At 70.9% G+C, this 20,286-nt stretch carries 19 protein-coding genes; 11 read left to right on the forward strand and 8 right to left on the reverse strand.

The features are described from left to right. Positions 1 to 278: 278 nt before the first annotated feature. Positions 279 to 773: an inorganic diphosphatase gene (locus ACFYXM_RS23700; RefSeq protein WP_351518875.1), complete on the reverse strand. Its 495-nt coding sequence runs from the start codon at positions 771 to 773 to the stop codon at positions 279 to 281. A gap of 86 nt (positions 774 to 859) precedes the next feature. Here ACFYXM_RS23700 and dacB point away from each other — a divergent pair, with 86 nt between their 5' ends. From dacB to folE, 6 genes are all read left to right on the forward strand, one after another. After that, the gene (gene dacB / locus ACFYXM_RS23705; protein ID WP_389292106.1) at positions 860 to 2,365 is read left to right on the forward strand and encodes a D-alanyl-D-alanine carboxypeptidase/D-alanyl-D-alanine-endopeptidase; all 1,506 of its coding nucleotides are present in this window, start codon (positions 860 to 862) and stop codon (positions 2,363 to 2,365) included. Positions 2,366 to 2,490: 125 nt separating this feature from the next. After that, a complete protein-coding gene (locus ACFYXM_RS23710; protein WP_389292107.1) occupies positions 2,491 to 3,618 on the forward strand; it encodes a zinc-dependent metalloprotease in 1,128 nt (375 codons plus the stop codon). Between the two features lie 225 nt (positions 3,619 to 3,843). Beyond that, on the forward strand, positions 3,844 to 4,980 hold the full coding sequence (gene tilS, locus ACFYXM_RS23715) for a tRNA lysidine(34) synthetase TilS (protein ID WP_389292108.1): 1,137 nt from the start codon (positions 3,844 to 3,846) through the stop codon (positions 4,978 to 4,980). Between the two features lie 100 nt (positions 4,981 to 5,080). Continuing rightward, a complete protein-coding gene (gene hpt / locus ACFYXM_RS23720) occupies positions 5,081 to 5,620 on the forward strand; it encodes a hypoxanthine phosphoribosyltransferase (RefSeq protein ID WP_389292172.1) in 540 nt (179 codons plus the stop codon). A gap of 218 nt (positions 5,621 to 5,838) precedes the next feature. Next, a complete protein-coding gene (ftsH, locus tag ACFYXM_RS23725; RefSeq protein ID WP_389292109.1) occupies positions 5,839 to 7,869 on the forward strand; it encodes an ATP-dependent zinc metalloprotease FtsH in 2,031 nt (676 codons plus the stop codon). A gap of 145 nt (positions 7,870 to 8,014) precedes the next feature. Beyond that, on the forward strand, positions 8,015 to 8,620 hold the full coding sequence (gene folE, locus ACFYXM_RS23730; protein ID WP_389292174.1) for a GTP cyclohydrolase I FolE: 606 nt from the start codon (positions 8,015 to 8,017) through the stop codon (positions 8,618 to 8,620). Positions 8,621 to 8,728: 108 nt separating this feature from the next. Here folE and ACFYXM_RS23735 read toward each other — a convergent pair whose 3' ends face one another. From ACFYXM_RS23735 to ACFYXM_RS23760, 6 genes are all read right to left on the reverse strand, one after another. Further along, on the reverse strand, positions 8,729 to 9,211 hold the full coding sequence (locus tag ACFYXM_RS23735; protein ID WP_389292111.1) for a DUF3180 domain-containing protein: 483 nt from the start codon (positions 9,209 to 9,211) through the stop codon (positions 8,729 to 8,731). A gap of 94 nt (positions 9,212 to 9,305) precedes the next feature. After that, complete coding sequence (gene folK, locus ACFYXM_RS23740) at positions 9,306 to 9,917, reverse strand: 2-amino-4-hydroxy-6-hydroxymethyldihydropteridine diphosphokinase (RefSeq protein WP_389292112.1); 612 nt, start codon at positions 9,915 to 9,917, stop codon at positions 9,306 to 9,308. Continuing rightward, positions 9,914 to 10,273, reverse strand: a complete 360-nt coding sequence (gene folB / locus ACFYXM_RS23745) for a dihydroneopterin aldolase (RefSeq protein ID WP_389292113.1) — start codon at positions 10,271 to 10,273, stop codon at positions 9,914 to 9,916. The genes folK and folB overlap by 4 nt, the downstream gene beginning before the upstream one ends. Positions 10,274 to 10,542: 269 nt before the next feature. Continuing rightward, entirely contained in the window at positions 10,543 to 11,037 is a 495-nt protein-coding gene (locus ACFYXM_RS23750) for a nuclear transport factor 2 family protein (RefSeq protein ID WP_389292114.1), read from the reverse strand. Next, a complete protein-coding gene (folP, locus tag ACFYXM_RS23755; protein ID WP_389292116.1) occupies positions 11,034 to 11,891 on the reverse strand; it encodes a dihydropteroate synthase in 858 nt (285 codons plus the stop codon). The genes ACFYXM_RS23750 and folP overlap by 4 nt, the downstream gene beginning before the upstream one ends. Before the next feature lie 32 nt (positions 11,892 to 11,923). After that, a complete protein-coding gene (locus tag ACFYXM_RS23760; RefSeq protein WP_389292118.1) occupies positions 11,924 to 13,765 on the reverse strand; it encodes a phosphatidylglycerol lysyltransferase domain-containing protein in 1,842 nt (613 codons plus the stop codon). A gap of 148 nt (positions 13,766 to 13,913) precedes the next feature. On the opposite strand from ACFYXM_RS23760, the gene ACFYXM_RS23765 reads away from it, so the two are divergent. Next, complete coding sequence (locus ACFYXM_RS23765) at positions 13,914 to 15,035, forward strand: alpha/beta hydrolase (RefSeq protein ID WP_389292120.1); 1,122 nt, start codon at positions 13,914 to 13,916, stop codon at positions 15,033 to 15,035. On the opposite strand, the gene ACFYXM_RS23770 is transcribed toward ACFYXM_RS23765, so the two are convergent. Continuing rightward, a complete protein-coding gene (locus ACFYXM_RS23770) occupies positions 15,022 to 16,263 on the reverse strand; it encodes an ABC transporter ATP-binding protein (RefSeq protein ID WP_389292122.1) in 1,242 nt (413 codons plus the stop codon). The genes ACFYXM_RS23765 and ACFYXM_RS23770 overlap by 14 nt on opposite strands. 283 nt (positions 16,264 to 16,546) lie before the next feature. Here ACFYXM_RS23770 and ACFYXM_RS23775 point away from each other — a divergent pair, with 283 nt between their 5' ends. From ACFYXM_RS23775 to ACFYXM_RS23790, 4 genes are all read left to right on the forward strand, one after another. Continuing rightward, complete coding sequence (locus ACFYXM_RS23775) at positions 16,547 to 17,251, forward strand: ABC transporter permease (protein ID WP_389292123.1); 705 nt, start codon at positions 16,547 to 16,549, stop codon at positions 17,249 to 17,251. Between the two features lie 2 nt (positions 17,252 to 17,253). Further along, positions 17,254 to 17,928 carry an ABC transporter permease gene (locus ACFYXM_RS23780; protein WP_389292125.1) on the forward strand — a complete coding sequence of 225 codons (675 nt, stop codon included), beginning with the start codon at positions 17,254 to 17,256 and terminating at the stop codon, positions 17,926 to 17,928. 182 nt (positions 17,929 to 18,110) lie between these two features. Next, the gene (locus tag ACFYXM_RS23785; protein WP_389292126.1) at positions 18,111 to 19,094 is read left to right on the forward strand and encodes an ABC transporter substrate-binding protein; all 984 of its coding nucleotides are present in this window, start codon (positions 18,111 to 18,113) and stop codon (positions 19,092 to 19,094) included. A 130-nt stretch (positions 19,095 to 19,224) separates the two neighbouring features. Further along, entirely contained in the window at positions 19,225 to 20,238 is a 1,014-nt protein-coding gene (locus tag ACFYXM_RS23790; RefSeq protein WP_389292128.1) for a hypothetical protein, read from the forward strand. Positions 20,239 to 20,286 lie beyond the last annotated feature (48 nt).

Below are 20,286 nucleotides of genomic sequence, written 5' to 3' on the forward strand. Positions count from 1 at the left end.
CCTCGGCTCGCTCCTCTGCACCCCAGTATGGGCACGGGCCGGGGCGGTAACGCGAGGGGCCGGACGTACGGAACGGGCGCAGGGAACGGGCGGGCGCGGCGGGCAGACGAAACGGGCGGCACTCCGTGGGAAGGAGTGCCGCCCGTTTCCGGAAAGTCAGTGTCGGCCGGGCCGCACACGGAGCCGTGGGCGGGAGCCTGAGCGCGGAACCGCGGACGGAACGGCGGGCCGGAGCACAAGCGGAACCGTGATCGGTCCCGCGAACCGGACCGGGGACGTCAGTGCGCGCCGCCCTGCGCCTCAAGGCGCTTGTAGGACGCCTCGATCTCGGCCTCGGCCTCGGCGCGGCCCACCCAGTCGGCGCCCTCGACCGACTTGCCGGGCTCCAGGTCCTTGTAGACCTCGAAGAAGTGCTGGATCTCCAGGCGGTCGAACTCCGACACGTGGTGGATGTCGCGCAGGTGCTCCACCCGGGGGTCGGAGGCCGGCACGCACAGCAGCTTGTCGTCGCCGCCGGCCTCGTCCGTCATGCGGAACATGCCGATGGCGCGGCACTTGATGAGGCAACCGGGGAAGGTCGGCTCGTCCAGGAGGACCAGCGCGTCCAGCGGGTCGCCGTCCTCGCCGAGGGTGTTCTCGACGAAGCCGTAGTCCGCCGGGTAGCTCGTCGAGGTGAAGAGCCGACGGTCCAGACGGATCCGACCGGTCTCGTGGTCCACCTCGTACTTGTTCCGCGAACCCTTCGGAATCTCGATGGTGACGTCGAACTCCACGGGTGGCTCCTCCATGATCAAGACATACGACTGGTGATTAAGTGTCCCCCACGCAGATGTGTGCTCGCGAAAGGGGCTGGTCAACGGTGGACGAGCCGGTGAAGAGACCGTCGGTCAACCCGCTGGACAGACTGGGCGCGCTCACCCGCAGGGGCAGTGCGACCAGGCTGAAGGGACTGAGCGACCGGCAGTTCACGGCCGTCGCCGCCGGCCTCGGTCTGGTGCTCGCGGCCGGCGCCGCCCTTGCCGCCGGTCCGTGGGACTCGGGTCAGCGTAAGGCCGAGCAGGACTGGGCAGCGGCCCGCGGCGGCACAGGTGGCGTACATCACGAAGCCGGTACGCCGTCCGGCGCGCGTCCCGCGCCCAGCGCCCCGCCCGTCCTCGCCCCCCTCTCCGCCCCGGCCGGCGCCGCCGACACCGCGGGCGACGCCGCCCCCGACGGGGCGGCGTCCGACCCGACCGCCGCTCTCGGCCGACTGCTGAAGGACCCCGCCCTGGGCACCGCGCGCGCCTCCGTCGTCATCGACACCGCCACCGGGAAGCGGCTCTACGAGCAGGGCGCCGACACGCCCATGACCCCCGCCTCCACGATCAAGATCGCCACCTCGGCCGCCGCCCTGAGCGCGCTCGGCCCCCACCACCGCATCGCCACGACGGTCCGGGCGTCCCCCGACTTCCGTGCCGTCACCCTTGTCGGCGGCGGCGACCCCACCCTCGACAAGGCGGCCCTGCGTGCCCTGGCCGCCGACACCGCCCGGGCCCTGAAGCAGCGGGGTGTGACGAAGGTCCGCCTCGCGTACGACACCTCCCACTACTCCGGCCCCGCACGGCATCCGATCGGCCGCAACGAGAACATCGCGCCCCTCACCGCGCTGATGACCGACGAGGGCCGGCTCGACCGCAGCGACAGCGGGCCCGCCCCGCGCAGCGACGACCCGGCCGGCGACACCGCCCGCGCCTTCGGCGAACTCCTCGACGACGCGGGGATCGCCGTCCCGTCCGACCCGGTCTCCGGCCGCGCGCCCGCCGACTCCCGTCCGGTCGCCCGGCACCTGTCCGCCCCGCTCTCCGCCCTGGTGGAACGCACCCTGACCAACAGCGACAACGACATCGCCGAGGCCCTTGCCCGGCAGACCGCCGTCGCCGCGGGCGAACCGGCCGACTTCGACGGCGGCCGACGCGCCGTCACCGCGCGACTCGGCAAGCTCGGCCTGCCCCTGAAGGGCGTGAACCTCGCCGACGGCAGCGGGCTGAACCGCAAGGACAAGGTCACCGCCGGACTGCTGGCCGGGCTCCTCGCCCGCGCCGCCGACCCGGCCCACCCCGAACTGCGCCCGGTCCTCACCGGCCTCCCCGTGGCCGGGTTCACCGGCACGCTCAGCGACCGCTACACCGCGAAGTCCGCGGGCACCGGCCTGATCCGTGCCAAGACCGGCACCCTGACCGGGGTGAACTCGCTCGCCGGCACGGTCGTCGACGCACGGGGCCGGCTGCTCGCCTTCGCCTTCCTGGCCTCGGGCACCACCTCCCCGTCCGAGGCACAGTCCTCCCTCGACGCCCTCGCCACCAGCCTCGCCGCCCCCGCCCGGTGAGCCGGTGCGCCCGGTGGACCGGTGCCCCTCCGGCACCGGTCCACCGGGCGCCCGGACCCCGGGCTTCCGCTCGTGGCCCCGTCGACACCCCGGCGCGGACGGACCCGAGCACGTACGGTTGACACATGACGAGCATCGGTGGGGCCGAGATGGTCGACTGGAATCTCGCGGTCGCGACCGCGACCCGGCTGGTCCGGCCCGGGCCGGAGATCAGCCGTGAGGAGGCCCGCGAGGTCGTCGCGGAGCTGCGCCGGCACGCCAAGGCGTCCGAGGACCACGTCCGCTCCTTCACCCGGATGATTCCCGAGGGGAGCGAACCGGAGGACACCCCGGTCCTGGTCGTGGACCGGGCCGGCTGGATCCGGGCCAACGCCGACGGCTTCCGCGAACTGCTCCGCCCGCTGCTGGGGAAGATGCGCGAGCGGCGCGGCAACGGCCCCGGGGGAGTCGTGCTCGGCGCCGTCGGCGGCAAGGTGACCGGTGTCGAGGTGGGGATGCTGCTGTCGTTCCTGGCCTCCCGGGTCCTCGGCCAGTACGAGACGTTCGCACCCGCCGGCCGGGAATTCCCGGCCGCGGCCGACGGCGGCAGGCTGCTGCTGGTCGCGCCGAACATCGTCCACGTCGAGCGCGAGCTGGCGGTCGACCCGCACGACTTCCGGCTCTGGGTCGCCCTGCACGAGGAGACCCATCGCACCCAGTTCACCGGGGTGCCCTGGCTGCGTGACCACCTCCAGGGCGAGATCCAGTCATTCCTCGAAGAGACCGACGTCGACCCGATGACCTTCCTGGAGCGGCTTCGTGAGGCCGCCCAGTCGCTGGCCGGGGGCCGCCCCGAGGGCGAGGACGGCGAGGAGGGCGGACGCAGCCTCGTCGAACTCGTCCAGACCCCCGCCCAGCGGGAGATCCTCGGCCGGCTCACCGCCGTGATGTCCCTGCTCGAAGGGCACGCCGACTACGTGATGGACGGCGTCGGCCCCGAGGTCGTCTCCTCCGTCGCCGAGATCCGCGAGAAGTTCCAGCAGCGCCGGGCGCGCGGGGCGAGCCGCCTCGACCAGGCGCTGCGCAAGCTCCTCGGGCTCGACGCCAAACTGCGCCAGTACCGCGACGGCGAACGGTTCGTCCGCGCCGTGGTCGACGAGGTGGGCATGGACGGCTTCAACCGGGTCTGGACCTCGCCGAACACGCTCCCCACCAAGGCGGAGATCTCGAAGCCCGCGGACTGGATCGCGCGGGTGCACCGCAGGGCGGAGTGAGGGTGCACCGTAAGGCAGAGCCGTGACCATGGCGGCCACGACGGCGCGCGACAGGACGAGAACGCGCCGGTAATCACCCATCCGAGGGACCGTAGAGGCATGGGAAGGCGTGCAATGCTCGATGGACGGCTTGCCTCTGTCACCATCGATGCACTCTGAGTGACGGAATTCTCGCTCGTTCCGTCACTCCTAGGCACCCCCGACACTCCACGAAGGGCACCGGACATGGGTCCCCATCCTGCGGTCGCGGCGATACGCCTGGCGGTCCGCCGCGTACTCCACGACGTACTCACCGAACACACTCGCAACAACGCCCGCGACAGCAACCACGGCCACACCTGTGACAACGCCGGACGCGCCCGCGACGCCGGGCACCCCCGGCGCACTCCGCACCCCGGGCCCGCGTTCGCCGAAGCCGGTGCGGGCAGACAGCGCCCCGCACTCCCCGATACCCCACTGGTGCTCGTCGCATGCTCCGGCGGCGCCGATTCCATGGCACTCGCCTCCGCCCTCGCCTTCGAGGCGCGCAAGCTCGACGTCCGGGCCGGTGGCATCACCGTCGACCACGGCCTCCAGGACGGCTCCGACGCCCGGGCCGCCGAAGTCGTCGACCGCCTCGCCGCCATGCACCTCGACCCGGTCGAGTCCGTCGCCGTGCGCGTCGGCCACGAGGGCGGGCCCGAGGCCGCCGCCCGTGACGCCCGCTACGCAGCCCTGGACGAGGCCGCCGAACGGCACGGAGCCGCCGCCGTGCTGCTCGGCCACACCCGCGACGACCAGGCGGAAACGGTGCTGCTGGGCCTCGCCCGCGGCTCCGGCATCCGGTCCCTCTCCGGCATGGCCGCCGCGTCCGGCCCGTCCGGCCGCTACCGCCGTCCCTTCCTCCAGCTCGACCGGCAGACCGCCCGCAAGGCCTGCCTCGTCCAGTCCCTGCCCGTGTGGGACGACCCGCACAACATCGATCCCGCCTACACCCGCTCCCGGCTGCGCCACGAGGGCCTGCCCGCCCTGGAGAAGGCGCTGGGCAAGGGGGTCGTCGAGGCCCTGGCCCGTACCGCGCAGCTCTCCCGCGACGACGCCGACGCGCTCGACACCTGGGCCGCCGAGGCCGAGCGCACCGTACGGGACGAGGCGGGCCGGCTGGAGTGCGCCAAGCTGTACGCGCTGCCGCCCGCCGTACGCCGCCGGGTGCTGCGCCGGGCCGTCGTGGAGGCCGGATCCCCGGCCGGTTCGCTGTTCGCCCGGCACATCGAGGAGGTCGACCGCCTGATCACCGGCTGGCGCGGCCAGCGGGCCATCAACCTGCCCGGCCGCGTCGAGGCCATGCGCCAGGGTGGCAGACTTGTGATTCGGCAGAGCTGAAGCACGAGCGGCTGACACGCAGGCGAGAGGCCGCCGCCGGTACGGGGCGCGGCCCCGGGCCCGGCAGGCACAGAAAGAGACGCGGGTGAACGAGAAGGACATGGGCACCGACCTCCAGTCGGTGCTCCTCACCAAGGAAGAGATCGACGCGAAGCTCGTCGAGCTGGCCGCGAAGATCGACGCGGAGTACGCGGGCAAGGAGCTGCTCATCGTCGGCGTCCTCAAGGGCGCGGTGATGGTGATGGCGGACCTGGCGCGTGCGCTGTCCAACCCCGTCACCATGGACTGGATGGCCGTCTCGTCGTACGGCGCGGGGACCCAGTCCTCCGGAGTGGTCCGGATCCTGAAGGACCTGGACACCGACATCAAGGGCAAGCACGTCCTGATCGTCGAGGACATCATCGACTCGGGCCTGACCCTGTCCTGGCTGATGTCCAACCTCGGGTCGCGCGAGCCCGCGTCCCTGGAGATCTGCACGCTGCTGCGCAAGCCGGACGCGGCCAAGGTCGCGCTCGACTGCAAGTGGGTCGGTTTCGACATCCCCAACGAATTCGTCGTCGGCTACGGGCTGGACTACGCGGAGAAGTACCGCAACCTCCCCTTCGTCGGCACGCTCGCCCCGCACGTCTACGGCGGCTGACCGCCCGCCCGGTGCCGCCGTCCGGTACGGACGACGGCGGCGACCGGCGACGGGAACCTTTTACTCGATTCCCGTCGTTGAGACATGGAAGGACGGTTTTGACAGACGTCCCCGGCAGTCGCGGGTGACAATGCTGGGGTACCGTCCGAAGAACAGTCTTTTCTCACAGCAGCATTTACCTACGGGCAGGAGGGACGGGGCGTGATCGCCCCGTATGGATGGACGTGAAGCGATACTTCCGTGGGCCGGTCATGTGGATCGTGCTGGCCGTCCTCGCCGTGGTCGTGTTGATGCAGGTCGTCGGCTCGTCGGGCGGCTACAAATCGGTGGACACCGGCAAGGTGGTCCAGGCGATCAGCAAGGACCAGGTGGCGCAGGCCAAGCTGACCACCGGTGACGAACAGATCATCAAGATCGAGCTGAAGAACGGCCAGAAGCTCTCCGGCGAGTCCGGCAGCAAGTTCCAGGCGAACTACATCGGCACCCAGGGCGTCGAGCTCGCCGACACGCTGCAGCAGAAGTTCGAGAGCGGCAAGATCGACAAGGGCTACACGGTCTCCCCGTCGAAGCAGTCCCCGTTCATCTCGATCCTCCTGTCGCTGCTGCCCTTCGTCCTGATCGTGGTCGTCTTCCTGTTCCTGATGAACCAGATGCAGGGCGGCGGCTCCCGGGTCATGCAGTTCGGGAAGTCCAAGGCCAAGCTGATCACCAAGGACACCCCGAAGACGACGTTCGCCGACGTGGCGGGCTCGGACGAGGCGGTCGAGGAGCTCCAGGAGATCAAGGAGTTCCTCCAGGAGCCGGCGAAGTTCCAGGCCGTCGGCGCCAAGATCCCCAAGGGCGTCCTGCTGTACGGGCCTCCCGGTACGGGCAAGACGCTGCTCGCGCGCGCCGTCGCGGGCGAGGCGGGCGTCCCCTTCTACTCGATCTCCGGTTCCGACTTCGTCGAGATGTTCGTCGGTGTCGGTGCCAGCCGGGTCCGTGACCTCTTCGAGCAGGCCAAGGCGAACGCCCCGGCGATCGTCTTCGTCGACGAGATCGACGCCGTCGGCCGGCACCGCGGTGCCGGGATGGGCGGCGGACACGACGAGCGCGAGCAGACGCTGAACCAGCTGCTCGTCGAGATGGACGGCTTCGACGTGAAGGGCGGCGTCATCCTGATCGCCGCCACGAACCGGCCGGACATCCTCGACCCGGCGCTGCTGCGTCCGGGCCGTTTCGACCGGCAGATCGCGGTCGACCGGCCGGACATGCAGGGCCGTCTGGAGATCCTCAAGGTCCACCAGAAGGGCAAGCCGGTCGCGAAGGACGTCGACCTCGGCGCCGTCGCCCGGCGCACGCCCGGCTTCACCGGTGCCGACCTGTCGAACGTGCTGAACGAGGCGGCGCTCCTCACGGCGCGCGGCAACCTGAAGCTGATCGACAACAAGATGCTCGACGAGGCCATCGACCGCGTCGTGGCGGGCCCGCAGAAGCGGACCCGGATCATGTCCGAGAAGGAGAAGAAGATCACCGCGTACCACGAGGGCGGACATGCCCTGGTCGCGGCGGCTTCTCCGCAGGCGGACCCGGTCCACAAGATCACGATCCTCTCCCGCGGCCGCGCCCTCGGTTACACGATGGTGCTCCCGGAGGAGGACAAGTACTCCACGACGCGCAACGAGATGCTCGACCAGCTGGCCTACATGCTGGGCGGGCGCGCGGCCGAGGAGCTGGTCTTCCACGACCCGACCACCGGTGCGGCGAACGACATCGAGAAGGCCACGGCCACGGCCCGCGCGATGGTCACGCAGTACGGCATGACGGAGCGGCTCGGCGCGATCAAGTTCGGCGGTGACAACACCGAGCCCTTCGTGGGCCGGGAGATGGGCCACCAGCGCGACTACTCGGAAGAGGTCGCGGCCCTCGTCGACGAAGAGGTCAAGAAGCTCATCGAGACCGCCCACAACGACGCGTGGGAGATCCTCGTCGAGAACCGCGATGTGCTGGACAACCTCGTTCTCCAGCTCCTGGAGAAGGAGACCCTCGGCAAGGAGGAGATCGCCGAGATCTTCGCCCCGGTCGTGAAGCGCCCGGCCCGCCCGGCGTGGACCGGTTCCGCCCGGCGCACCCCGTCGACGCGGCCCCCGGTGCTCTCGCCGAAGGAACTCGCGCTCACCAACGGCGCCACCACGGCGAACGGCTCGGTCGTCCCGACGGACAGTGTTCCGGCGGCCGAGGCGCTGCCGGAGGACCGCCCCGAGTCCTGACCCGGATGTGGTCCCTGTCACGGGGGCCGGACCGGGCTCGGAATGGATGCCGCGCCCTCGCAGGTTCTAGCCTGTGAGGGCGCGGCTTTTTCGTACGACCGTACGAGAAGCGTGTGCGGTGACAGCTCAGAGGAACGAGGCACAGATGACCGACCCGGTGACGTTGGACGGCCAGGGGCCGATCGGCGAGTTCGACGAGAAGCGGGCCGAGGCCGCGGTGCGCGAACTCCTCCTCGCCGTGGGCGAGGACCCGGACCGCGAGGGGCTGCGCGAGACACCGAGCCGGGTGACGCGGGCGTACAAGGAGATTCTCGCCGGGCTGCGGCAGGTGCCCGAGGATGTCCTGACCACTACGTTCGATCTGGGGCACGACGAGATGGTCCTGGTGAAGGACATCGAGATCGTCAGCCTCTGCGAGCACCACCTGCTGCCGTTCCACGGGGTGGCCCACGTCGGCTACATCCCGGCGGAGAGCGGCAAGATCACAGGTCTGTCGAAGCTCGCCCGCCTGGTCGACGTGTTCGCCCGCAGGCCCCAGGTGCAGGAGCGGCTGACCACGCAGATCGCGGACTCGCTGATGCGGATCCTGGAGGCGCGCGGCGCGATCGTGGTCATCGAGGCGGAGCACATGTGCATGTCCGTCCGGGGCATCCGCAAGCCCGGTGCGAAGACGACGACCTCGGCGGTGCGCGGCCAGCTGCGCGAAGCGTCCACGCGGGCCGAGGCGATGAGCCTGATACTGGCCCGCTGAGGCCCCTGCCCGGCCGGGGAGGGCCTTGGGCCCGGTCGGGGGCGCGGAGCCTTGCTCCGGCCGGGAGACGGCGGACGGCGGGTTCCGGCTCCGGGGCCGGTGCCGCCGTCAGGCGGACGAGCGGCTCTTGTCGCCGTCCTCGTCCTCCGGGAGCTTGCAGATGCGCTCCAGCCAGAGGGCCGCGGCGACCACCGCGATGCCGGCCAGGACCGCGAAGCCCGCGTAGATCGCCTGGTCGCGGCGGGCGGGGATGTCGAGGGAGCCGAGCAGGAAGACGCCCGTGCCGCCGTACATCCCGGAGACCAGGGCGACGACCAGCGCGCTGGCCTGGCCGAAGACGACGGCCCGTGCCGCCATCAGGGGCTCGACGCCCTTGGCTCCCGGCCGGCGCTCGCGCTGGGCGCGCAGCCGGGAACGGATGGAGAGCGCCGTCGCGAGCAGGACGGCGGCGATCACCGCGAGCACGATCGGCGCGGCGAGGGGAACGCTCGGCAGGCTGCCCAGGGAGTCCCAGAGGCGCGCACCGCCCCAGGAGAGCACCCCGGCCGCGGCGAAGAGGCCGATGAGTACCCCGAGCCGTAGTTGCTTCACCGAGTGATCCGCCCTTCGCCGCCCATGATCGTGTCCGTCCGGTCCCGCCCGGCCTGCTCGTGTCCGGCCGGATTCCGTCCGTCGAGCCTAACGACTACTCGGGCAGACGGAGTTCCAGGTCGGCGCGGGGCCGTATGCCGGCGCGCCCTACACCGGCCAGCAGCTCCGCGACGGGACCGGCGCCCGGAAGCTGGGCATCGGGCTCGATGTCGTGCCACGGGGCGAGGACGAAGGCCCGCTCATGGGCCCGGGGGTGGGGGAGGGTGAGCTCCGGGTCGTCGGAGACGACGTCCGCGTACGCCACGATGTCGACGTCGATGGTGCGCGGCCCGAAGCGCTCCTCGCGGACCCGCTCGAACGCCTCCTCGATGGCCTGGCCGCGCTCCAGGAGCGAGGACGGGGGGAGCGTCGTCCGCACCACGACCACCGCGTTGAAGTACGAGGGCTGGGAGCCGGGGGCGACGCCCCACGGCTCCGTCTCGTACACCGGTGAGACGGCCTTGACCCGCAGGCCCGGGGTGTCCTCCAGCGCGTCTATGGCGCCCTGGAGGGTCTCCAGCCGGTTGCCGAGATTGGACCCCAGGGAGAGCACGGCGCGTTTGGGGTTGGAAAGGGTGCTGTCCGCGGCGTCCACCTGCGCGACCACGGAGGCGGGGACCGGCTGTACGGTGGGGTCGCTCTGCCCCTTGGTGGAAAAACCAGTCATACTCGGCTCCGTGTGATGGTGATGGTGACATCGTCGAAGGGGACGGTGATCGGCGCGTCCGGTTTGTGCACCACCACCTCCACTTCCTCGACTCCTTCGTGCTTGAGGCATTTCTGGGCGATGCGCTCCGCGAGCGTCTCGATCAGATCGACCGGTTCTCCCTGCACGACCTCGACGGCCTCCTCGGCGACGATGCCGTAGTGCACCGTCTTGGTCAGGTCGTCGGTGGCTGCCGCAGGTCGGGTGTCCAGGCCGAGCACCAGGTCCACGATGAAGGTCTGGCCCTCTTCCCGTTCCCGGGGGAAGACGCCGTGGTGTCCACGGGCCTTGAGGCCGCGCAGCGCGACACGATCCACGCGAATCACTCCTGCTGTCGTTGGGCGTAGAGACACGGGGCCGCGCACGGACGGCGAGGTGCTCTCTTTCGAATCTACCTTCGAGCACCGACAGTGCTCCCCCGTGGGGGCTATGGACAGAACCTCACGGGACTGGTAGCCGCTACTACCCGCAGAGGTGAATTCCAACCCTCCCAGGAGGTGAACTTTCCGGTCGGGAGACGGCTTCCGGACGATCGGGAAAGGGCTCGTTCCCGCTCAGAGCCTGCCGGGAGACGGCTTTCGGACGATCAGGAGGCGCCTTCGCCGTTTCCGTTCTCGTTCTCGTCGTCGTCGGACTCGGTCAGCACGGGCGAGCCGTGGTGGGACCAGAGCTTCCAGCCGTCGGGGGTGCGCCGGAACACATTGGTGGCCACGACGAGCTGGCCGACGAGCGGTCCGAGCGCGTTGCCGTCCTCGGCGGGCCCGCCGCTGAGGATGTTCTCCGTGCAGGTCACCAGGGCGGTGCCGCCGGTCATCGAGACCGAGACGTCGGTCAGGAAGAACTGGATGTACTCGGTGTTGGCCATGATCAGGGCGTAACTGCGCAGCACCTCGCCGCGGCCGCGGAGCACCGGCCAGCCGGGGTGGACACAGGAGACGGTGAGGTCCTCGCCCGGCAGCCACAGCCCGGACAGTTCGTCGAGGTCGCCGCGCTCCATCGCCTCGTAGAAGGCGGTGTTGGCCTGCTCGACGGCCGCGATGTCGGCGGCGGCCTCCGCGTGCTCGTCGCGCGGCCCGCTCACGCGGCGCCCTCGACGGCGCGGGCGACCCGGACGGCGTCGGCGGTGGCGTGCACCTCGTGGACCCGGACGGCCCAGGCGCCCGCGCGGGCGGAGAGTGCGGAGATCGCCGCGGTGGCGGCGTCGCGTTCCCGGGCGGGCGGCGGCGCGCCCTCGCCGGCCAGCACATGGCCGAGGAAGCGTTTGCGGGAGGCGGCGACCAGCAGCGGGCGGCCCAGGGCGTGCAGGTCGTCGAGGTGGGCGACCAGGGCGAGGTCGTGGGCGGCTTCCTTGGCGAAGCCGAGGCCGGGGTCGATGACGATCCGTTCCGGGGCGACGCCGCCGGCGACCACGGCGTCCATCCGTTCCCGCAGCTCCTGGACGACCTCGGCGACGACGTCCTCGTACACCGCGCGGCTGTTCATCGACTCGCTGAAACCGCGCCAGTGCATGACGACGAACGGCACCCCGGCGTCGGCGACGACCCCGACCATGGCCGGGTCGGCGAGGCCGCCGCTCACGTCGTTGACCAGGGTGGCCCCGGCCGCGACGGCCTGCTCGGCGACCCCGGCCCGCATGGTGTCCACGGAGACCGTGACGCCCTCGGCGGCCAGGCCCCGGACCACCGGGACCACGCGCCGCAGCTCCTCCGACGCGTCCACCCGGCTGGCGCCGGGCCGGGTCGACTCACCGCCGACGTCGATCAGATCGGCGCCCTGCGCGACCAGGTCGAGACCGTGCTTGATCGCGGCCGTGGTGTCGAACCAGCGGCCCCCGTCGGAGAAGGAGTCCGGGGTCACATTGACGACACCCATGACCGCGCAGCGGTCCCACTCCGGGAGGCCCTGGACCGTGCCTCGTCCACGCAACGTACTCATGCGACCAGCGTAGGCCCCGCACGGTGTGCGGGTTACGCCGCGCGGGCGTGCTGCTCGCGGCCCGTGGCCGGAGCGTGGGCGCAGGGGCGGGGCTGGGAGCGGGGGAACCGGCGGGCGAACGGGCGGGGCAGGGCGAGGTTCACGAAGCCCTCCGCCCGCATGGCGGCCAGGGAGATCCGGGGCAGGTCCCGGGCGGTGCGGTAGACCACGAAGCGGGGCTCCCAGCGGGGCCGGAACTTGGCGTTGAACTTGTACAGCGACTCGATCTGGAACCAGCGCGAGAGGAAGATCAGCAGCCCGCGCCAGAGCCGCAGCACCGGTCCCGCGCCCAGCTTCTCGCCGCGGGCGAGGGCGGAGCGGAACATGGCGAAGTTCAGCGAGACCCGGCCGACGGACAGCCGGGGAGCGGCCTGGAGGGCGGCGACGATCAGCAGCTCGTTCATGCCGGGATCGGCGGAGCGGTCGCGGCGCATGAGGTCGAGGGACATGCCGTCGGGGCCCCACGGGACGAAGTGGAGCACGGCCTTCAGGTCGCCGTAGGGGGACTCGGCATCCGGTTCGTCGGCCTTGTGGGCGGTGGCGATGACGCAGTCTCCGTCGGCCGGGTCGCCGATCCGGCCGAGCGCCATGGAGAAGCCGCGCTCGGTGTCGGTGCCGCGCCAGTCGTCGGCCGCCCGGCGGATACGGGCCAGTTCGTCCTCGCCGATGTCGCGTGCGCGCCGGACCCGGGTCTCGTAGCCGAGGCGTTCAATGCGCTTCACCATCTGGCGTACGTTGCGCATCGGGCGCCCGGCGAGCGAGAAATCCGCGACGTCCACCACCGCCTCGTCGCCGAGTTCCAGCGCGTCGAGCCCGGTCTCGCGGGTCCAGACCTCGCCGCCGGTCTCGCTGCAGCCCATCACGGCGGGGGTCCAGGAGTGGGCTTTGGCCTCGTCCATGAAGCGTTCGATGGCGCCGGGCCATGCCTCCACGTCGCCGATCGGGTCGCCGCTCGCCAGCATCACCCCGGACACGACCCGGTAGCAGACGGCCGCCTTGCCGCTCGGGGAGAAGACGACGCCCTTGTCGCGGCGGAGCGCGAAGTGGCCGAGCGAGTCCCGGCCGCCGTGCTTCTCCAGCAGGGCGCGCAGCCGGGCCTCGTCGTCCCCGGTGAGGCGCGCGGCCGGGTGTTCGGGACGGAAGGCCAGGTAGATGGTGGTGACGGCGGTCAGCAGGCCGAGGGCGCCGAGCGAGTACCCCACGGTCCAGGAGGTGTCCCCGGCGTAGTCCACGGGGCCCTCCACACCGAACAGCCCGTACAGCACGTGCTGGAGCCGGTCGGCGATACTGGGGCTGCCCACGATCCGCCGGGGATGGGAGCTGACGATGACGAGGCCCAGGCCCATCGAACCCGCACCGAGCACCACGAAGTTGGCCAGTGCCCACCAGCGGCTCCTCGGGTCGGGGAGCGCGGAGAACTCGCCGCGGTGACGGACCAGCAGCGCGCAGAGGGCCAGCGAGACGAGCATGCCGGTGATCGAGTGCCGGTAGAGGAACTGCGCCAGTGCCCCGGCCGGCAGCAGGACGACGGCGGCCCGCCAGGCCCGCCGCTTGCGCCGTTTGAGACCGTGGGCGAGGAGCAGCAACAGGACGCCCGCGCTCAGGGAGAGAGCGGCGGCGAACGGTCCGAACGCGCCCGGCAGCACCTCGGCGAGCGCGTGCATCCGGCTGTGCCGGAAGCGCGGGAAGACGCCTGCGGCGACGTCGATCAGGCCGACGACGGTGCAGGCGGTACCGATCAGCGTCGGGACGGCCTCGGGGCGCGGGCCCCGTACGAACTTGCGTACGGAACTCGGAACCGATCCTGATTTATCCCCATCTAGCGTGACAGACATCGCTTCCCGTGGCTCCGCGAGAGATTCCTGAGTTTTCTGAGTCCTTCGTCCGAAGGGCTTTCGGACGATGTGCGAACTGTAGGACGAGGCTTCCGCGCGAAGGGTTTATCCGCGCACCGGAAATTTCCAGACAAGAAAGCTCACCCCCATGGGTCTTACCAGCACGACGCTTCTGGTCGCGGCCATCGCGCTGGGCGTGGTCTCCTTCGCCGCCACGGTCTGGTTCTGGCCACGGCTGGCCCGGCGTGGCGTCTCCGTGGTGTTCGGGCGGGTCGGGCTGCTGCTCGTGACCCAGGTGATGCTGTTCGTCTCGGTTGCCCTGGCGGCGAACAAGTCGTTCCTCTTCTACGGTTCCTGGGCGGATCTGTTCGGCCAGGAGCAGGAACAGGGTGTGGTCACGGACCACGCGGACGGGGCATCGGCCTCCAGGAACATCGTCCGGGTCGGGACGCAGCACTCGGGGGTTCCGGGCGCACCGCGCCCCGTCGTGTCCGGGCGGGTGGACAAGGTCGTGATCGCGGGCCGGAAGTCGGGGATAGAGAGTTCGGCGTACGTGTACCTCCCGCCGGAGTACTTCCGGCCCGAGTTCGCCCGTCGGAAGTTTCCCGCGGTCGTCGTCCTGACGGGCTATCCGGGCGTGTCGGAGAACCTCCTCAAGGGCCTGCGGTATCCCCAGACGGCACACGCGCGGGTGAAGGCCGGGCGCGCGCAGCCGATGATCCTGGTGATGCTGCGGCCCACGGTGGCGCCGCCGAGGGACACCGAATGCGTGGACATCAAGGGCGGACCGCAGACGGAGACGTTCTTCGCCGAGGACCTGCCGCGGGCGATCTCGGAGGCGTACCGGGTCGGGACCCGGGCCCGCAACTGGGGCATCATGGGCAACTCGACCGGGGGTTACTGCGCGCTGAAGATTGGTCTCCATCACCCGGACCGGTTCGCCGCGAGCGCGGGACTCTCCGCGTACTACAAGGCGGCCGAGGACCCGACGACCGGCGATCTCTTCCACGGCGACCGGCGGGCGCGCGACCGGGCGAACTTGATGTGGAGTCTGGACCACCTGCCGCAGCCCGATGCGTCCTTCCTGGTCACGACCTCCAGGCAGGGCGAGGGGAACTACCGGTCCACGCAGAAGTTCATCGCGAAGGTGAAGGCGCCCGCCCAGGTCTCGTCGATCGTGCTCGACAGCGGTGGGCACAACTTCAACACCTGGCGGCGGGAGATCCCCCCGGCCCTGGACTGGATGAGCAGCCGGCTCAGCGAGAACTGAGCGGCCCGGCCAGGCTCTCCACGGACTCGACGGCCACCTCGGCGCGCGGCACGTCCTGGGCGTCGGCGTCGATGGAGCGGCGCAGCGCCTCGTGGAGCCGTGCCGGGGTGAGCACGCCGAGGAACCGGCCGTTCGCCTCCTCGTCGATGACGGCGATCCAGCCCGCGTCGTGCTGGAGCATGGTGGCGAACGCCTGCTTGAGCGGGGCGCCGACCGGAAGCCACGCCTCCATCCGCCGGGCGTGGGCGCGGACCGTGGCGCCGGAGGCGGGGCCGGCTTCCGAACCGGCGGAGCTGGGTGCGGATCCGGCGGTGTGCGCGGTGGCGGGAGGGCCGGCCGGGATCCAGCCGTGCAGATTGTCCTCGCCGTCCAGGACGACCGCCCAGCGCGCTCCCTCGGCCCGGAGCCGTTCGGTCGCCCGTTCCAGGGAGTCGTCGAGATGGACGACGGGAGGCTGGTCGAGGTCGCCCGCCTCGACGGGGGTCACGGAGAGCCGCTTGAGACCGCGGTCGGCGCCGACGAAGTCCGCGACATAGGGGGTGGCGGGCGCGCCGAGCACGGTCGCCGGGGAGTCGAACTGCTCGATGGTGCCCTGCCCGTAGACGGCGATCCGGTCGCCGAGCCGGACGGCTTCCTCGATGTCGTGCGTGACGAACAGCACGGTTTTGCGGACCTGTGCCTGGAGTTTCAGGAATTCGTTCTGCAACCGTTCCCGTACGACGGGGTCGACCGCGCCGAAAGGCTCGTCCATCAGCAGCACCGGCGGGTCCGCGGCCAGCGCCCTCGCCACTCCCACGCGTTGGCGCTGGCCGCCGGAGAGCTGTTCCGGATAGCGGTCGCCATAGACGGAAGGGTCAAGTCCGACGAGATCGAGGAGTTCCGCCGCGCGTGCGCGGGCCTTTCCCCGTTTCCAGCCCAGGAGATGAGGGACCGTCGTGGTGTTTTCCAGGATCGTACGGTGCGGGAACAGGCCCACCTGCTGGATCACGTACCCGATACGACGGCGCAGCCGGACGGGGTCGATGGCGGATATGTCGTCGCCGTCGAGGAATATCCGGCCCTCGGTCGGTTCGATCAGCCGGTTCACCATCTTCATGGTGGTCGTCTTGCCGCAGCCCGACGGTCCGACGAGCGTGACCAGTTCACCCTCGGCGACTTCGAAGGAAAGGTCGTCGACGGCGGTGGTGCCGTCCGCGTACCGCTTGGTGACGTGCTCGAAACGGATCATGGTTCCCCATTGTCGCGGGTGTGGTGTGGAGGCCATGTTGCTGGAATACGACGGTCGCGGCGAGTGTCAGTGGTCGGGGATAGGGTCTCGGAACGGCGGTGCTTCGGTGCGTCGAGTGCTTTGATGCTCCGGGTACTTCGGTACTCCGGTGCTTCGGTGCGTCGAGTGCTCCGGTGCTCGGTGCACTTCGGGCACTTCGGTGCTTCGACGTGCGGGACAGCCCGGCGTCGTACGCGGTATCCCGCCGTTTCGGCGCGAGGCGGCAAAAGGGAGGTGGGGGCGGATGGCTGCCGTACAGAACTGCATGGTGACGAATGACTGGATCTGCGGGGAGTATCTCCGTTCCCGCGGCGAGGAGCTGACGGACGCGACGGTCCAGCACATCTGGATCACGGCGGTATCGGTGCTGATCGGGCTGCTCGTGGCATTTCCGCTGGCGCTGCTCGCCCGCCGAGGCCCTCGTTTCGCCGGTCCGGTCCTCGGCCTGACGACGGTGCTCTACACCGTGCCCTCGCTGGCCATGTTCTCGCTGCTGCTGCCGTTCTTCGGACTGTCCGCCGCGCTGGTGGTCACCGGCCTGGTGCTGTATTCGCTGACCATCCTCGTACGGAACATCCTGGCGGGTCTCGAAGCCGTTCCGCAGGAGGCCAGGGAAGCCGCGAAGGGCATGGGGTACGGGCCGGTCCGGCTGCTCTGGGAGGTCGAACTCCCGCTCGCGATGCCCGCGGTGATGGCAGGCGTGCGGATCGCCACGGTCTCGACGATCGCCCTGACGACGGTCGGGTCGATCATCGGCAGGGGCGGCCTCGGCAATCTGATCGCGGATGCCCTGCCCAGCTTCTTCAAGGCGCAGGTGCTCACCGCCTCGGTCCTGTGCGTGCTGCTCGCGGTCGTCGCCGACCTGCTGCTGCTGGGGCTCCAGCGACTGCTGACCCCCTGGACCCGAATACGCGTCACTCCCTCACGCACCACGGCGAAGGCGGTCTGACCATGGGCGTCATTGGTCAGGCATGGGCCTGGCTCACCACCGGGGCGAACTGGACGGGGGAGAACGGGGCGGCCCACCGGCTCGTGGAGCACCTCTGGGTCAGCGGGATCGCGCTCGCTGCCGCCTGCGCGATCGCGCTGCCGGTCGCGCTGTATCTGGGCCACATCGGGAAGGGGGGTGCGCCGGCCGTCAACCTCTCCAACGTGGGGCGGGCGGTCCCGGTCTTCGCGGTTCTGGCCCTCTTCATGGTCTCGCCGCTGCGCAACGCCGGGTACGTACCGACGATCGTCGCGCTGGTGCTGTTCGCCGTGCCGCCGCTGCTCACCAACACCTACGTCGGGATGGCGGAGGTGGACCGTTCGGTGACCGAGGCGGCGCGGGGCATGGGGATGTCCGGCGGGCAGTTGTTCGTACGGGTCGAGCTCCCGCTGGCCTACCCGATGATCATGACCGGGCTGCGCTCGGCGGCGGTCCAGGTGGTCGCCACGGCGACGATCGCGGCGATGGTCGGCCAGGGCGGTCTCGGCCGGATCATCACGGCCGGTTTCAACACGTACGACACTCCGCAGGTCGTCGCGGGGGCGGTGCTGGTCGCCTCGCTCGCGCTGCTGGTGGAGGCGGTGCTGGTGGTGCTCGGACGGGTGCTCTCACCGCTGCGCCGCCGCGGGACGGCATGAGGCCCGGTATGAGGACCCGGCACGAGGGGGCCCGCATGAGGGCCGGCACCAGGGGGCCCGCCGCTCGTACCCCGAGCGGGGGAGCGCCCCGCCCGCCCCGACCGCCGAAGCGTGCCCCGCACCCGAACAGTCCTGACCCATCTCGTACTCGAACAGCCCTGGTGCTGTGGACGGAGAACACGATGAGCAAGACCTCGCGCATAGCCGGCGCGGTCATCGGCATGGTCGCGCTGGCGGGCTCGCTCGCCGCGTGCGGCGGCGACAGCCTGGAGAAGAACAAGGGCGGCTCGGCGCCCTCCGGCGGATCCGGCGGCGGCGAGAAGGGCTCGCTCGTCGTCGGCGCGGCCTCCTTCACCGAGTCCAAGGTGCTCGCGGAGCTGTACGCGCAGATCCTGGGCGACGCCGGATACCGCACCTCGGTCACCAGCGTGGCCAACCGGGAACTCTACGAACCTTCCCTGGAGAAGGGCGAGATCGATGTCGTTCCCGAATATGCCGCGACGATCGCGGAATTCCTCAACGCCAAGGCGAATGGCGCGAAGGAGGCCGCGAAGAAGCCGGTGGCCTCGGGCGACGCCGCCGCCACGGTCGCGGCGCTGGAGAAGCTCGCCGCCCCGCGCGGACTGAAGGTGCTCCCGGCCGGCGCGGCCGTCGACCAGAACGCCTTCGCGGTGACCGAGGAATTCGCCGCCGAACACAAGCTCAAGTCGCTTTCTGATCTCGGCAGATCGAAGGTCGCGGTGAAGATCGCCGCAGGTGACGAGTGCGAGGTGCGGCCGTTCTGCGCGCCGGGTCTGAAAAAGACGTACGGCATCAATGTCACCGGCATCGACCCCAAGGGAGTCGGCACGCCGCAGTCCAAGCAGGCGGTCGAGGACGGCAAGGACCAACTGGTCCTCACGACCACCACGGACGCGGTGCTCGACAGCTACGGCCTGGTGTTCCTGGAGGACGACAAGAAGCTCCAGAACGCGGACAACGTACTGCCGGTCGTCAATGCGAAGGACGCGGGTTCGCAGGACGTCGCCGACGCGCTCGGCAAGATCACCAAGGCGCTGACCACCGAGGATCTCGCGGAACTGAACCGCAAGGTCGACGCGGAGCGCGCAAAGCCCGCTGATGTGGCCAAGGACTATCTGCGGTCGAAGGGCCTCATCCGGAAGTAGGGGCCGGAAGCAGGGAGAAGTGGAGAAGCAAGGCGCGATTCGGGACGGGAAGGGGGCCGTCAGGTAACCGGCCGGGAACAGATTGCCGGGCAGCCCCCAAGTTCCTCCTACACACGGTAAATTTCAGGCCATGCCACGTGGACGTCATCGCCATTCGACACCGCTGCACAGAATCCTTCCGCCCTCGGCCGTCGCCGGGGTCTCGGTCCTCTGCGCCACGGGCGCCTGGCTGCTCGCGGAACCCCTGGTCCTGCGCGGTCTGGTGGCCGCCACGGCGACCGCCGCGGTGACCGGCGCGTATCTGATGCGCAGTTGGGACCGGGAGGCCGGCCGTCGGGTCGCGGAGCTGAAGCGTGCCCGTGCCGGTGACGAGTGGCGGGCCGAGGAACGCGTGGCCGAGCTGGAGTCCGACCTGGAGGAGTTGCGCGAGCTGCGCACCCGGCTGGAGACGAAGCTGCGGCGCAAGCGGGTGGAGCTGGCCAATCTGCGCGGGGAGCACGCCGCGCTGTTGCGCCGGTACGCCAACGCCGAGACGGGGCGCGCCAGCGCGCTGGAGGGCCGCAGGCGGCTCGCGCTCGAAGCCGCGGCCCCCAGGGAGCTGCCGGCCGCGCTCAGCACCCCGACCCCGGCCGCCTATCTGCGTGCCGCTCAGGCGCTGGAGGATCTGCCGCGCAACAGGGCGCTCCAGGAGGCACGGCGCAACGCCGAGGAGGCCCGGAAGCGGGACCTCGCCGAGCGGGGCCTGAAGACGGAGGAGCGGCCGGGCAGGCACACGGCGGCCGAGGACGACGTCTCCCCGGCGCCTCAGCCGCGTCCGGCGACCGCCCTTCCCGCGTCCCGGCCGTCCGCCGCGCTGCTCCCGGCGCGTCCGGTGCCGGCCGCCAGCACGGTCGCCCCGGGGCCGGCGCCCCGCCGCCAGCAGGTGCCGCAGGGCAGCTTCGACTTCTTCGGCACGCAGAAGACGCGCACCGCGATCGAGTCCGTGCAGAACGAGGACCTCGCGGACGTGGTGGGCGAGGAGGCGCTGGCCGCCCACCGCACGGGCACGGCGGAGAACGGCGCCGTCGGCAAGGTCATCGACCTGACCGCACACGACGAGACGGAGCAGATGGACATGGTGGAGCTGCGCACCGCGATCTCGTAGCCGCGTGCTCGCGCCGTTCTCCCGGGCCGCCCGTCGTTCGCGTACGGG

Origin of the sequence: Streptomyces sp. NPDC002476, assembly GCF_042889785.1 — a bacterium.
Taxonomy (GTDB): Bacteria; Actinomycetota; Actinomycetes; order Streptomycetales; family Streptomycetaceae; genus Streptomyces.